12 protein-coding genes are annotated in these 14,088 nt (G+C 71.3%); 6 read left to right on the top strand and 6 right to left on the bottom strand.

Features of this window, described 5'->3' with window-relative positions:
- Positions 1-54 precede the first annotated feature (54 nt).
- Both ACWD0Y_RS01125 and ACWD0Y_RS01120 read right to left on the bottom strand, forming a co-directional pair.
- Complete coding sequence (locus tag ACWD0Y_RS01125) at positions 55-276, bottom strand: helix-turn-helix domain-containing protein (protein ID WP_093800775.1); 222 nt, start codon at positions 274-276, stop codon at positions 55-57.
- Positions 276-773, bottom strand: coding sequence for a DUF2975 domain-containing protein (locus ACWD0Y_RS01120; protein ID WP_450258380.1), 498 nt, complete (start codon positions 771-773; stop codon positions 276-278). The genes ACWD0Y_RS01125 and ACWD0Y_RS01120 overlap by 1 nt, the downstream gene beginning before the upstream one ends.
- A 142-nt stretch (positions 774-915) precedes the next feature.
- Between ACWD0Y_RS01120 and recD2 the strand changes: the two genes are divergently transcribed.
- Both recD2 and ACWD0Y_RS01110 read left to right on the top strand, forming a co-directional pair.
- On the top strand, positions 916-3,165 hold the full coding sequence (gene recD2, locus ACWD0Y_RS01115; protein ID WP_450258379.1) for an SF1B family DNA helicase RecD2: 2,250 nt from the start codon (positions 916-918) through the stop codon (positions 3,163-3,165).
- A 208-nt stretch (positions 3,166-3,373) separates the two neighbouring features.
- Entirely contained in the window at positions 3,374-4,663 is a 1,290-nt protein-coding gene (locus ACWD0Y_RS01110) for a citrate synthase (RefSeq protein WP_093800778.1), read from the top strand.
- Positions 4,664-4,999: 336 nt separating this feature from the next.
- On the opposite strand, the gene ACWD0Y_RS01105 is transcribed toward ACWD0Y_RS01110, so the two are convergent.
- The 4 genes from ACWD0Y_RS01105 to ACWD0Y_RS01090 form a co-directional block, all read right to left on the bottom strand.
- Entirely contained in the window at positions 5,000-7,330 is a 2,331-nt protein-coding gene (locus tag ACWD0Y_RS01105; protein ID WP_450258378.1) for a heavy metal translocating P-type ATPase, read from the bottom strand.
- An 88-nt stretch (positions 7,331-7,418) separates the two neighbouring features.
- The gene (locus ACWD0Y_RS01100) at positions 7,419-7,733 is read right to left on the bottom strand and encodes a heavy-metal-associated domain-containing protein (protein ID WP_450258377.1); all 315 of its coding nucleotides are present in this window, start codon (positions 7,731-7,733) and stop codon (positions 7,419-7,421) included.
- A gap of 208 nt (positions 7,734-7,941) precedes the next feature.
- The gene (locus ACWD0Y_RS01095; protein ID WP_450258376.1) at positions 7,942-8,139 is read right to left on the bottom strand and encodes a MerR family DNA-binding transcriptional regulator; all 198 of its coding nucleotides are present in this window, start codon (positions 8,137-8,139) and stop codon (positions 7,942-7,944) included.
- 228 nt (positions 8,140-8,367) lie between these two features.
- Positions 8,368-9,279, bottom strand: a complete 912-nt coding sequence (locus ACWD0Y_RS01090) for a sugar phosphate isomerase/epimerase family protein (RefSeq protein ID WP_450258375.1) — start codon at positions 9,277-9,279, stop codon at positions 8,368-8,370.
- 126 nt (positions 9,280-9,405) lie between these two features.
- Between ACWD0Y_RS01090 and iolC the strand changes: the two genes are divergently transcribed.
- Genes iolC through iolD form a run of 4 tightly spaced genes read left to right on the top strand, consistent with a single transcriptional unit; the run spans position 9,406 to position 14,075 of the window.
- Positions 9,406-10,407 carry a 5-dehydro-2-deoxygluconokinase gene (iolC, locus tag ACWD0Y_RS01085; protein ID WP_450258374.1) on the top strand — a complete coding sequence of 334 codons (1,002 nt, stop codon included), beginning with the start codon at positions 9,406-9,408 and terminating at the stop codon, positions 10,405-10,407.
- 14 nt (positions 10,408-10,421) lie between these two features.
- Positions 10,422-11,288 carry a Cgl0159 family (beta/alpha)8-fold protein gene (locus ACWD0Y_RS01080; protein ID WP_450258483.1) on the top strand — a complete coding sequence of 289 codons (867 nt, stop codon included), beginning with the start codon at positions 10,422-10,424 and terminating at the stop codon, positions 11,286-11,288.
- A gap of 28 nt (positions 11,289-11,316) precedes the next feature.
- Positions 11,317-12,201, top strand: coding sequence for a 5-deoxy-glucuronate isomerase (gene iolB, locus ACWD0Y_RS01075; RefSeq protein WP_450258373.1), 885 nt, complete (start codon positions 11,317-11,319; stop codon positions 12,199-12,201).
- Positions 12,198-14,075, top strand: coding sequence for a 3D-(3,5/4)-trihydroxycyclohexane-1,2-dione acylhydrolase (decyclizing) (iolD, locus tag ACWD0Y_RS01070; protein ID WP_450258372.1), 1,878 nt, complete (start codon positions 12,198-12,200; stop codon positions 14,073-14,075). Before iolB ends, iolD begins: the two co-directional genes overlap by 4 nt.
- The last annotated feature ends 13 nt before the right edge of the window (positions 14,076-14,088 follow it).

Below are 14,088 nucleotides of genomic sequence, written 5' to 3'. Positions count from 1 at the left end.
CGCGACGCACCGGCCCCGGCCACCGGCCCCGACCACCGGCCCCGGCGGCCGGTGTCATCCGTCCGCAGGGTCCTCGGCCTCCCAGCGCAGCAGGTCTCCCGGCTGGCATTCGAGCGCTTCGCAGAGCGCGGCGAGCGTCGCGAAGCGCACCGCCTTGGCGCGGCCGTTCTTGAGCACCGCCAGGTTGGCGGGGGTGATCCCGACGCGGTCCGCGAGCTCGCCCACGGACATCTTCCGCCTGGCCAGCATCACGTCGATGTCGACGGCGATCGGCATCAGATCACCTCGTCCAGCTCGGCCCGCATCCGCGCCGCCTCGGCGTCGCGCGCGACGGCCTGGGCGAGCAGCATCCGCAGGACGAGCACGACGAGCGCGACCCCCAGGACCGCCACGACGACCCCGCACAGCAGGAGGACGACGCCCGGGGCGACGGCTTCGCCCGGCGCCAGGACGACCGCGAGCGCGAACACCAGGAGGGCGGCCGCCACGAACGCGCCGATCACGACGTGCACGTACCGGAAGGCGGCGTCGGAGAACACCGTTCCGCGTCGCACCATCGTCACCAGCCGCCACACGCAGGCCAGGACGACCTGGGCCGCCACGATGCCCAGGACCATGATCACGAGAATCGGGACGCGCCGGTCCGCGAGGGACCCGCCGCTCTCCTCCAGGTCGGCGGCCAGCAGCGCCACCATCACCGTCTGCACGAACACCGAGCCGGCGAGCAGTACCACGAGCACGACGCGCAGCGCGAGCACTGTCAGCTTTCCCATCATCTCTCCCTCGATCGAGCAACGATGGGAATCTATCGAAAATCGATAGATGTGGCAAAGGGGCGGACCACGGCCCCCGAGGGCCGCCGATGTTTTCCACAGTCCCTGCGGCGCTGTCGGTGCGGAGCGGTAGCGTCGGATCATGTCCAGTCCAGCAGCGTTCGTCCCGGCGGTCGTCGAAGGGGTCCTCGAGCGGATCACGTACGCCAACGAGGAGAGCGGCTACACGGTCGCCCGCGTCGACACCGGGCGCGGGTCCGACGACCTCCTCACGGTGGTCGGCTCGCTGCTCGGCGCGCAGCCGGGGGAGTCGCTGCGCATGGAGGGCCGCTGGGGCTCGCACCCCCAGTACGGCAGGCAGTTCACCGTCGAGAACTACACGACCGTCCTGCCCGCCACCATCCAGGGCATCCGCCGCTACCTCGGCTCCGGGCTGATCAAGGGCATCGGTCCCGTGATGGCCGACCGGATCACCACGCATTTCGGCGTCGACACCCTGGACGTGATCGAGACCGAGCCGAAGCGGCTGATCGAGGTGCCCGGCCTCGGCCCGAAGCGGACCAGGATGATCGCGGCCGCCTGGGAGGAGCAGAAGGCCATCAAGGAGGTCATGATCTTCCTCCAGGGTGTGGGGGTCTCGACCTCCATCGCGGTGCGCATCTACAAGAAGTACGGCGACGCCTCGATCTCCGTGGTGAAGAACGAGCCCTACCGGCTGGCCGCCGACGTCTGGGGCATCGGCTTCCTCACCGCCGACCGGATCGCCCAGTCCGTCGGCATCCCGCACGACAGTCCCGAGCGCGTGAAGGCCGGCCTCCAGTACGCGCTGTCGCAGTCCACGGACCAGGGCCACTGCTACCTCCCGGAGGAGCGGCTGATCAGCGACGCCGTGAAGCTGCTCCAGGTGGACACGGGCCTGGTCATCGACTGCCTGGCCGAACTGGCGGCGGACGAGGGCGTCGTACGGGAGAAGGTGCCGCCGCCGGAGGGCGGCGAAGGCGACCCCGTCACCGCCGTCTACCTCGTCCCCTTCCACCGGGCCGAGGTGTCCCTCGCCGCGCAGACCCAGCGCCTCCTGCGCACCCCCGAGGACCGGATGCCGGCGTTCCGGGACGTGGCCTGGGACAAGGCGCTGGAGTGGCTGGCGGGGCGTACCGGTGCCGAGCTGGCGCCCGAGCAGCAGGCGGCCGTCAAGCTCGCGCTGACCGAGAAGGTGGCCGTGCTCACCGGCGGTCCCGGCTGCGGCAAGTCCTTCACGGTCCGCTCCATCGTGGAGCTGGCCCGCGCCAAGAAGGCGAAGGTGGTGCTGGCCGCGCCCACCGGCCGGGCGGCCAAGCGGCTGTCCGAGCTCACCGGGGCCGACGCGTCCACCGTGCACCGCCTGCTGGAGCTCAAGCCGGGCGGCGACGCGGCGTACGACAAGGACCGTCCCCTCGACGCCGACCTGGTCGTCGTCGACGAGGCATCCATGCTCGACCTGCTCCTCGCCAACAAACTGGTGAAGGCCGTGGCCCCGGGCGCGCACCTGCTCCTGGTGGGCGACGTGGACCAGCTGCCCTCGGTGGGCGCGGGGGAGGTGCTGCGCGACCTCCTGGCCGACGGCGGACCGGTCCCCTCCGTCCGCCTGACCCGGATCTTCCGCCAGGCCCGGCAGTCGGGCGTGGTGACGAACGCGCACCGCATCAACTCCGGTGTCCAGCCCATCACTCAGGGCCTTCCGGACTTCTTCCTCTTCGTCGAGGACGAGACCGAGGACGCCGGACGGGTCACGGTGGACGTCGCCGCCCGCCGCATCCCCGCCAAGTTCGGTCTCGACCCGAGGCGCGACATCCAGGTACTGGCCCCGATGCACCGCGGCCCGGCCGGCGCGGGAGCGCTCAACGGCCTGCTCCAGCAGGCGATCACGCCCGCCAGGCCCGACCTCCCGGAGAAGAGGTTCGGCGGCAGGGTCTTCCGCGTCGGAGACAAAGTGACCCAGATCCGGAACAATTACGAGAAGGGGCAGAACGGGGTCTTCAACGGCACCGTGGGTGTGGTCACCGCGCTCAACCTCGACGACCAGCGCCTGACGGTGCTGACGGACGAGGACGAGGAGGTTCCGTACGACTTCGACGAGCTGGACGAGCTGGCGCACGCGTACGCCGTGACGATCCACCGCTCGCAGGGCAGCGAATATCCGGCGGTGGTGATTCCGGTCACCACCGGGGCCTGGATGATGCTCCAGCGCAATCTGCTCTACACCGCGGTCACCCGGGCCAAGAAGCTGGTCGTGCTGGTCGGCTCCCGCAAGGCGATCGGCCAGGCCGTCCGTACGGTTTCCGCAGGCCGGCGGTGTACGGCACTGGATCACCGGCTCGCCGGACGGGTGGAGAGGAACCGCGCGGTGGCGTAAAACGCACCATAGGGGGACTGTTCATGGCAAACGTCTCGCCGGACTTCCAGAACTGGGGCGAAGGGGGCAGGATGAGCAGGTTGGCGGCACTGAGTGCCGCGAATGGGCCTAATGGCCGACCCCGAGTGCACTCTGCTGAGCCAAATGGGGGATGGTAGAGACAGTCAGGGCACCTCGAAGAAGAGGCACTACGTCGGTGAGGGATGACGTGAGCGACAACTCTGTAGTACTGCGGTACGGCGATGGCGAGTACACCTACCCGGTGATCGACAGCACCGTCGGCGACAAGGGCTTCGACATCGGGAAGCTCCGGACTCAGACCGGTCTGGTGACTCTCGACAGCGGATACGGCAACACGGCCGCCTATAAATCCGCGATCACCTACCTCGACGGTGAGCAGGGCATTCTGCGCTACCGCGGATACCCCATCGAGCAGCTGGCCGACGGTTCCACCTTCGTCGAGGTGGCGTACCTGCTGATCAACGGTGAGCTCCCCAAGGTCGATGAGCTTTCGGCCTTCAAGAACGAGATCACCCAGCACACGCTGCTGCACGAGGACGTGAAGCGGTTCTTCGACGGCTTCCCGCGTGACGCGCACCCGATGGCCATGCTGTCGTCGGTGGTCAGCGCGCTGTCCACCTTCTACCAGGACAGCCACAACCCGTTCGACGAGAAGCAGCGTCACCTTTCGACGATCCGCCTCCTCGCCAAGCTTCCGACGATCGCGGCGTACGCGTACAAGAAGTCGATCGGCCACCCCTTCGTCTACCCGAGCAACGACCTCGGGTACGTCGAGAACTTCCTGCGCATGACCTTCTCGGTCCCGGCGCAGGAGTACGTGCCGGACCCGGTCGTGGTCGCGGCGCTGGAGAAGCTGCTGATCCTGCACGCGGACCACGAGCAGAACTGTTCGACGTCCACCGTGCGCCTGGTCGGCTCCTCGCAGGCGAACATGTTCGCCTCGATCTCCGCCGGCATCAGCGCCCTGTGGGGCCCGCTGCACGGCGGCGCCAACCAGTCCGTCCTGGAGATGCTGGAGGGCATCCAGGCTTCGGGCGGCGACGTCGACAGCTTCATCCGCAAGGTGAAGAACAAGGAAGACGGCGTGAAGCTCATGGGCTTCGGGCACCGCGTCTACAAGAACTTCGACCCCCGGGCGAAGATCATCAAGGCCGCGGCGCACGACGTCCTCTCCGCCCTGGGCAAGGACGACGAGCTGCTCGACATCGCGCTCAAGCTCGAAGAGCACGCGCTGGCCGACGACTACTTCGTGGAGCGCAAGCTCTACCCGAACGTCGACTTCTACACCGGCCTGATCTACCGGGCCATGGGCTTCCCGACCGAGATGTTCACGGTGCTCTTCGCGCTGGGCCGTCTCCCGGGCTGGATCGCCCAGTGGCACGAGATGATCAAGGAGCCGGGTTCCCGCATCGGCCGCCCGCGCCAGATCTACACCGGCGAGGTCCTGCGCGACTTCGTCCCGGTCGAGGGCCGCTGACGCAACCGGTTCCACCGCGTCACCCGCACCATCCGCTGAAAAGCAGAAAGCGCCCCGCTGCCGATCCCCCCACGGGTCGGCAGGTCGGGGCGCTTCCCTTTTCCCGGAGCGGATTCCCCCCACGGGATCCGGCCGGGTGTCGATGGGCGCACAAACTCCCTGCGCGGGCTGCCGGGACGCGTACGTACGGGAGGGCCGCTCAAAGCTCCCCGGTGCACGTGCCCCGGCCAACGCTTGCCCGGAACGTCCCCCAAGACATTCCGCGAACGTCCCCCAAGACGTTCTCGGCATCGCCTACTTAGACTCGCGGGTCGCCAGAATGGTTACCCTCAAACCTCAGTGACGTGCGTCACTTTGTGTGCGTCCTGTGAAGGTACGCAGCCTGAGGCTGTTTGTCACTACGAATACCGAGGAAAACGCCATCGCGAATCCGGCGATCATGGGGTTGAGCAGCCCGGTGGCCGCCAGGGGCAGGGCGGCGACGTTGTAGCCGAAGGCCCAGAAGAGATTTCCCTTGATGGTCCCCAGCGTCCTGCGGGACAGCAGGATCGCGTCCGCCGCCACCCTCAGGTCCCCCCGGACGAGCGTCAGGTCGCCCGCCTCGATCGCCGCGTCCGTACCCGTGCCCATCGCGAGCCCCAGATCCGCCGTGGCCAGCGCCGCCGCGTCGTTCACCCCGTCGCCGACCATCGCCACGCTGCGCCCCTCGGCCTGGAGCCGCTTCACGACGTCGGCCTTGTCCTGCGGCAGGACCTCGGCGTACACGTCGCCCGCCCCGATCCCGACCGCACGCGCCACCGACTCGGCGACGGCCCGGTTGTCACCGGTCAGCAGGACCGGGGTCAGGCCGAGCTCGCGCAGCCGCGCGACCGCCTCCGCGCTGGTCTCCTTCACGGCGTCCGCGACGGTCAGGACGCCGCGCGCCGACCCGTCCCAGGCCACGGCCACCGCCGTACGCCCCCGAGCCTCCGCCGCGGCCTTGGCGCCGGCCAGCTCGCGCCCCAGCTCCACGCCCGCTTCGGCGAGCAGCGCCTCGCGCCCCACGAGCACCTCGTGCCCGTCGACCAGACCGCGCACCCCGAGCCCCGCGACGTTCTCGAACTTCTCCACCCCCGGCAGCGGCCCGGTCCGGTCGGCGGCGCCGGACGCCACGGCCCGCGCGATCGGGTGCTCCGAGGCGTGCTCCAGCGCGCCGGCCAGGCGCAGCAGCAGGGCCTCGTCGGTGCCGGGCGCCGCGAAGACCTCCCTGAGCTCCATCCGCCCCGTCGTGACCGTCCCCGTCTTGTCGAGTACGACGGTGTCCACGCGCCGGGTCGACTCCAGCACCTCCGGCCCCTTGATCAGGATGCCGAGCTGGGCGCCGCGCCCCGTGCCGACCATGAGCGCGGTCGGCGTGGCCAGCCCCAGCGCGCACGGGCACGCGATGATCAGCACCGCCACGGCCGCCGTGAACGAGGCGGCCGGGTCGTCCGTGAGCAGCAGCCAGGTGACGAGCGTGCCCAGGGCGATGAGCAGGACGACCGGCACGAAGACCGCCGAGACGCGGTCGGCCAGGCGCTGCACCTGCGCCTTGCCGTTCTGGGCGTCCTCGACGAGGCGGGCCATGCGCGCGAGCCGGGTGTCGGCGCCGATCCTGGTCGCCTCGACGACGATCCGGCCCGAGGTGTTCACGGTGGCGCCGGTGACGGCGCTTCCGGCGGCCACGTCCACCGGCACGGACTCGCCGGTCAGCATGGAGGCGTCGACGGCGGAGATGCCTTCGGTGACCGTGCCGTCGGTGGCGATCTTCTCGCCGGGGCGTACGACGAAGCGGTCCCCGACGGCGAGCGTGCCGACCGGGACGCGTACCTCCGTACCGCCCCGGAGCACGGTCACGTCCTTCGAGCCGAGCTCCATCAGCGCGCGCAGCGCCGAGCCTGCCCTCCGCTTGGCCTTCGCCTCCAGGTAGCGGCCCAGGAGGATGAAGGTGACGACTCCGGCGGCGACCTCCAGGTAGACCGTCGAAGCCCCGTCGGTGCGCTGGGACGCCGTCAGCTCGAAACCGTGGCGCATGCCCGGCAGGCCCGCGTGCCCGAAGAACAGGGCCCACAGCGACCAGCCGAACGCGGCGAGCGTGCCGACCGAGACGAGGGTGTCCATGGTGGCGGCGCCGTGCCGGACGTTGGTCCAGGCGGCCCGGTGGAAGGGCAGCCCACCCCAGACGACGACCGGGGCGGCGAGGGTGAGCGAGAGCCACTGCCAGTTGTCGAACTGGAGCCGGGGGATCATCGCGAGCGCGACCACGGGGACGGAGAGGACCAGCGAGACGAGGAAGCGCTGCCGCAGCGGGGCGAGGGCGGGATCGTCCTGCTCGCGCCCGGCCGCCTGCTCCGGCGCGGTGGGGGCGGCCGGGGCGGTGGCGGCCGGGGCGGCGGGCGGCGGGGGCTCCTCGGCGGTGTAGCCGGTCTTCTCGACGGTGGCGATGAGGTCCGCGACGCCCACCCCGTCGGCGTAACTGACCCGCGCCTTCGCCGTCGCGTAGTTGACGGTGGCGTGGACGCCGTCCATGCGGTTGAGCTTCTTCTCGATGCGGGCGGCGCAGGAGGCGCAGGTCATCCCTCCGATGGAGAGCTCGACCCGGGACGTGTCCGCGGTGGTCGCCGGTGCCTCTTGCGCTGTGCTGGTCATGTGTTCTTGCTCCAGGAAAACGGACCGGGCCGTACGGGAGCCAGTATGAACTGGTCCGGTACGGCCCGGCGGGAGAAGGCGGTCCGGGTCAGGCCGGGCCGACGAGCTCGTAACCGGCCTCGTCGACGGCGGCGCGTACGGCTTCCAGGTCCAGCGGGGCGTCGGAGACGACCGTCACCCGGCCGGTGGAGGCGACGGCCTTCACCGAGGTGACGCCGGGGATCTCCGAGATCTCGCCGGCGACCGCGCCCTCGCAGTGCCCGCAGGTCATGCCGCTCACCTGGTACTCGGTGGTGACGGCGCCCAGCTGGACCTCGGCCGAGGCGTCGTGGCAGGAGCCGGACGGCGAGCAGCAGGAGCCGGTCGCGGTGGCCTCGGTCTTCGTCCCGGTCTCGGCGGTCATGTCGTTCTCCCTCTCTCAGGCTTACGCAGGCGTGGTGCCCCAGAAAGCCACGGGGATGCCGTGACTTCCTGACACGGTCCAGACTATACCCCTAGGGGGTATGAATGCGACTGCATCCGGCCGTGATTTCAGCCATGCGGGTGCCGGTGGCCGTGCGGTCGCCGATGACCGGATCCGGGTGGCGGAACGAGACCGCCCCCTTCCCTCCTCACTCCTTGCGGCCCCTGTTGCCCGGCCGGCGCGAGACCCAGAGGCGGATGGTGTCCGCGTACCAGTAGGGCTTGCCGTTCTCCGTGTGGTCGGGCGGGGGGAGCAGTCCGTGCTTGCGGTACGAACGCACGGTGTCCGGCTGGACCTGGATGTGCGCGGCGATCTCCTTGTACGACCAGAGCCTGCGGTCGGTCATCTGTGGCACCTCCCTGCGCGTGCCTCGGCGGTGGCCTGGGGGGCCGTCGGAGGAGCCGGGGCGCGGAACGCTGACGATCACTCAGCCTGTGTCCGTTGAACGACGCTGAGTGATGTACAGGGTGGGGCTGTCGAATACCTGTGACGGAATTTCCGTCCAACCGGGACATGTGTGACAGGAGTTCAACGAATGGGACGCCTGCGGCGGGTGTTCCGCCGCGGCCCCCGGCTAGGCGCCGCAGGAGCGGAGGAAGCGGCGGGTGCGCCGGGCGATCGGCAGGGGCCTGTCCGGCGGACACGGGTACATGTCCTGCTCGACGATCGCGAACAGGTCCACGTCCAGCCGTCCGGCCGCCGCCAGCACGGGTTCCAGCGCCGGCACCCCGGCCGGCGGTTCGCACATCACGCCCCGCCCGACGGCGGGCCCGAACGGCACCTCGCCCGCGACGACTTCGGCGAGGATCTCCGGGTCCACCTGCTTGAGGTGGAGGTAGCCGATCCGCTCCCCGTACGTCTCGATGAGCTCGACGCTGTCCCCGCCGCAGTACGCGTAGTGGCCGGTGTCCAGGCAGAGCGAGACCAGGGCGGAGTCGGTGGCGTCCAGGAAGCGGGCGACGTTCTCCTCGTTGTCGATGTGCGTGTCCGCGTGCGGATGGACGACGATCTTCAGCCCGTACCGCTCGCGCACCTCGCGCCCGAGCCGCTCGGTCTGCCGGGCGAGCGTCCGCCACTGGGCGGCCGTCAGCGTGCGCTCCTCCAGCACTTCCCCGGTCCTGTCGTCCCGCCAGAAGGACGGGATGACGACCAGGTGCTCCGCGCCCATGGCCCTGGTGAGCTCGGCGACGTCCGCGACATGGGCCCACGTGACGTCCCAGACCTCGGGCCCGCGGTGGAGGCCGGTGAAGACCGTGCCCGCCGAGACGGACAGCCCCCGGCGGCGCGTCTCGTCGGTGAGGCGGGCCGGATCGGTCGGGAGGTAGCCGTACGGGCCGAGTTCGATCCAGGGGTAACCGGCCTCCGCGACCTCGTCGAGGAAGCGTTCCCAGGGCACCTGGAGCGGGTCGTCGGGGAACCACACTCCCCAGGAATCGGGGGCGGAACCGACCCTGATGCGGGTCGGCGCGGGTACGGGAGAGGTCATGAGCGCCAGCTTTCCGGCCGTACGAGAAAGGTGTCAACCCTTCGTCCGAATGTAAGGACAAAACGTTGACAGGGTGCCGTGGCGCCCATTAGACCTGGGGACAGCCGCCGGACCGGAGGGACGCGCATGGAGTCCAATGCGTACGAGCCGCACCACCCGTACGACCTGATCGCGATGGGCCGGATCGGAGTGGACCTCTATCCGTTGCAGGCCGGGGTCGGGCTGGCGCAGGTCGAGACGTTCGGCAAGTTCCTCGGCGGCTCGGCCGCGAACGTGGCGGTCGCTGCGGCCAGGCTGGGCCGGCGCACGGCCCTCGTCACCCGCACCGGGACCGACCCCTTCGGCGACTACCTCCACGGGCAACTGCGGGAGTTCGGCGTCGACGACCGCTGGGTGACGGGGGTCGCGGACCTGCCGACCCCCGTGACGTTCTGCGAGATCTTCCCGCCGGACGACTTCCCGCTCTACTTCTACCGGCAGCCGAAGGCGCCCGACCTCGAACTGCGGGCCCGGGAACTGGACCTGGACGCGATCCGTTCGGCGCGGATCTTCTGGATGACGGGCACGGGCCTGTGCGCGGAGCCGAGCCGTTCGGCGACGCTCGCGGCGCTGGAGGCGCGGGACGCGGGGAGCACGACGGTCTTCGACCTGGACTGGCGGCCGATGTTCTGGGGCGACGGCGACCCCGGCCGGGCCCGCCCGTACTACACCGAGGCCCTCCGCCACGCCACCGTCGCCGTCGGCAACCTCGACGAGTGCGAAGTCGCCACCGGTGAGCGCGAACCGTACGCCGCCGCCCGCGCCCTGCTCGCCGCCGGCGTCGGGCTCGCCGTCGTCAAACAGGGGCCGAAGGGCGTGCTCGCCGCGCACCGCGACGGCACGACGGCCGAATGCCCGCCCGTACCCGTCGACGTGCTCAACGGGCTCGGCGCGGGCGACGCCTTCGGCGGGGCCCTCTGCCACGGGCTGCTGGCCGGCTGGGACCTGGAGCACACCATGCGGTACGCCAACGCGGCCGGTGCCATCGTCGCCGCCCGCCTCGCCTGTTCGTCCGCCATGCCCCGCCCGGCAGAGGTGGAACAGGTCCTCGCGGGCGGCCCCGTCCCCGCGCAGGAGCCCACAACGTGACCACCGGCCTGCGCATCCGCGACCTCGTACGGGTACGGACCCGCCACCCCGAAGCGATCGCCGAGGCCGCCGCCCGCCGCCCCCGCAGGCCCCTGATCGGCGCGAGCGGGCGGCTCATGATCATCGCGGCCGACCACCCGGCCCGCGGCGCCCTCGGCGTCGGCGGCCGCGAACTCGCCATGGCCGGCCGCCCCGACCTGCTGGAGCGGCTCTGCCTCGCCCTCTCCCGCCCCGGCGTCGACGGCGTCCTGGCCGCCGCCGACATCCTCGACGACCTGCTCCTCCTCGGCGCTCTCGACGGCAAGGTCGTCGTCGGCTCCATGAACCGCGGCGGCCTGGCCGGCGCCGCCTTCGAACTCGACGACCGCTTCACCGGACCCCGCGCCCAGGACCTGGAGCGCCGCGGCTTCGACGCCGGCAAGCTGCTCCTGCGCATCGACTACGACGACCCCGGATCGCTCGACACCCTCCACGCCGCCGCCCGCACCATCGACGCGATGGCCGAACGCCGCCTCCCGGTCTTCGTCGAGCCGTTCATATCCCGCCGCGTGGACGGGAAGGTCCGCAACGATCTGAGCGCCGATGCCGTCACGCGCTCCATCGCCATCGCCTCGGGCCTCGCCGGGACCTCCGCGTACACCTGGCTGAAGGTCCCCGTCACCGAGGACGCCGACGACATGGCGCGGGTCATGGAGACCTCGACGCTGCCCGCCGTGCTGCTGGGCGGCGAGGTCGGCGCCGACCAGGACGGCGCGTACGAGAAGTGGCGCAAGGCGCTGCGGCTGCCGACCGTCCAGGGCCTGGTCATCGGCCGGTCGCTGCTCTATCCGGCCGACGGGGACGTGGCGGGGGCGGTCGACACCGCCGTCGGACTGCTGTAGCGCACGGCCGACGGGTAGGGAGAGGGACATGACGGACAACGACACGCCGTACGTACTACGGGCGGGGGCCGCCGGACAGGGACCGTACGCCCTGGACATCGACCCGAAGCGGGCCGGCTGGCGCTATGCGGGCCTGCGCGTACTGGAACTGCCGCCCGGCGGCTCCCACACGCTCACGGCCGGCGACAGCGAGTGGATCGTGCTGCCGCTCGGCGGCGGCTGCACGGTGCGCGTGGAGGACGAGACCTTCGAACTGCTGGGCAGGAAGAGCGTGTTCAGCTCGGTCACCGACTTCGCGTACGTGCCCCGCGACGCCCACGCCCGGATCTCCTCCGGCGCGGGAGGCCGCTTCGCCCTGGCAGGAGCGAGGTGCGAGCGACGGCTCCCCGCCCGCTACGGCCCCGCGCCGGAGGTCCCCGTCGAGCTGCGCGGCGCCGGCGACTGCTCGCGCCAGGTCAACAACTTCGCGGCCGCGGACGCCTTCGCGTGCGACCGGCTGATCGCCGTCGAAGTCCTCACCCCCGGCGGCAACTGGTCCTCGTACCCGCCCCACAAACACGACGAGCACCACCCGGGCGTCGAGTCCGAGCTCGAAGAGATCTACTACTTCGAGACCGGCCGCGAAGGCGGTCTCGGCTACCACCGGGTCTCCCCGTCCCGCCCCGGAGGCACGGACCTCCTCGCCGAAGTCCGTACCGGCGACGCCGTCCTGATCCCCGACGGCTGGCACGGCCCGTCCGTCGCGGCGCCCGGCGACACCCTCTACTACCTCAATGTGATGGCGGGTCCGGGGGAGGAGCGGGAGTGGCTGATCCGCGACCACCCCGACCACGGCTGGATCCGCGACACCTGGCCTTCACAGCCGGTCGACCCCCGGCTGCCGCTGTACGGACCCGAGGAGCCGACGCAGTGACCACCCGCCGACTGACCACCGCCCAGGCCCTGGTGGCCTTCCTCGCCCGCCAGTACACCGAACGCGGCGGCATCCGCCACCGCTTCATCACCGGCACCTGGGGCATCTTCGGCCACGGAAACGTCGCCGGCATCGGCCAGGCGCTCCTGGAACCCGGCTCGGACGGCATGCCGTACTACCAGGGCCGCAACGAGCAGGCCATGGTGCACGCCGCCGTCGGCTACGCCCGCCAGTCCAACCGCCTCTCCGCGCACGCCGTCACCACCTCCATCGGCCCCGGCGCCACCAACCTCGTCACCGGCGCCGCCCTCGCCACCATCAATCACCTCCCGGTCCTCCTCCTGCCCGGCGACACCTTCGCGGCCCGCCCCGCCGACCCCGTCCTCCAGCAGCTGGAAGTCCCCTACGCCGGTGACGTGTCCGTCAACGACTGCCTGCGCCCCGTGTCCCGGTACTTCGACCGGATCACCCGCCCCGAGGCCCTGATCCCGGCGGCGCTCCAGGCGATGCGGGTCCTGGCCGACCCCGCCGAGACCGGCGCCGTGACCCTCGCGCTGCCGCAGGACGTGCAGGCGGAGGCGTACGACTGGCCGGAGGAGTTCTTCGCCGAACGCGTCTGGCGGGTACGGGCGCACGAGCCGGACCAGCGCGAACTCTTCGCTGCGGCAGAGGCCGTCCGCGCCGCCCGCCGCCCCCTCCTGATCGCGGGCGGCGGCGTCCACCACAGCGGCGCCGAGACGGCCCTGAAGGTCTTCGCCGAGGCGACCGGCATCCCCGTGGCCTCCACCCAGGCGGGCAAGGGCTCGCTCCCGTACGACCACCCGGCGGACGTCGGCGGCATCGGCCACACCGGCACCGCCACCGCCGACGAACTCGCCCGCACCGCCGACCTGGTGATCGGCGTCGGCACCCGCTACTCCGACTTCACCACGGCCTCCGCGACCCTCTTCCAGAACCCGGACGTCCGCTTCGTCAACCTCAACATCACCGGCTTCGACGCCCACAAGCTGGGCGCGCAGCAGGTGGTCGGCGACGCCCGCGTCGCCCTCCAGGCCCTCCTCCAGGCCCTGCGCGGCCACCGCGTCCCCGACGCCCACGTCACCGGGTACAGCGAGGCGAAGACGCGCTGGGAGGAGCGCGTCACCGCCGCCTACGCCGCCCCCGACGAGGACGCCCGCCCCACCCAGGTCCAGGTCCTCGGCGTACTCGACTCCCTCGTCACCCACCAGGACATCCTCATCAACGCGGCCGGCTCCCTCCCCGGCGACCTCCACAAGCTGTGGCGGGCCCGCTCCCGGGACCAGTACCACGTCGAGTACGGCTACTCCTGCATGGGCTACGAGATCCCGGCCGCCATCGGCGTGCAGCTCGCCGCGCCCGGCCGCCCGGTGTGGGCGCTGGTCGGCGACGGTACGTACCTGATGAATCCCACCGAGATCGTCACCGCCGTGCAGGAGCGCCTCCCGCTCAAGGTCGTCATCCTCCAGAACCACGGCTACGCCTCCATCGGCGGCCTCTCCGAGTCCGTGGGCGCCGAGCGCTTCGGCACGGCGTACCGCTTCCGGGAGCCCGACGGCTCGTACACCGGCGCGCCGCTCCCGGTCGACCTGGCGGCGAACGCCGGCTCCCTCGGTATGCGCGTCATCCGCGCCGATACCGTCCGTGACCTGCGGGAAGCTCTCACCGAGGCGCGTCGGTCCGACGGCCCCACATGTGTCTACGTCGAGACACGAACGCCCGACACAGTGTCGGGCGCGCCCGCCGCCCAGGCGTGGTGGGATGTTCCCGTGGCCGAGACCGCGACCCGCCCGTCGACGGTCAAGGCCCGGGAGGAGTACGACCGTCAAGCCGCTGCGCGACGCCGCCATCTCTGACCGCCCCCGCTGC

This window comes from Streptomyces altiplanensis, assembly GCF_053591575.1.
Note: the sequence above shows the minus strand (reverse complement) of the source record. Positions and strands in the feature narration are given on the sequence as shown.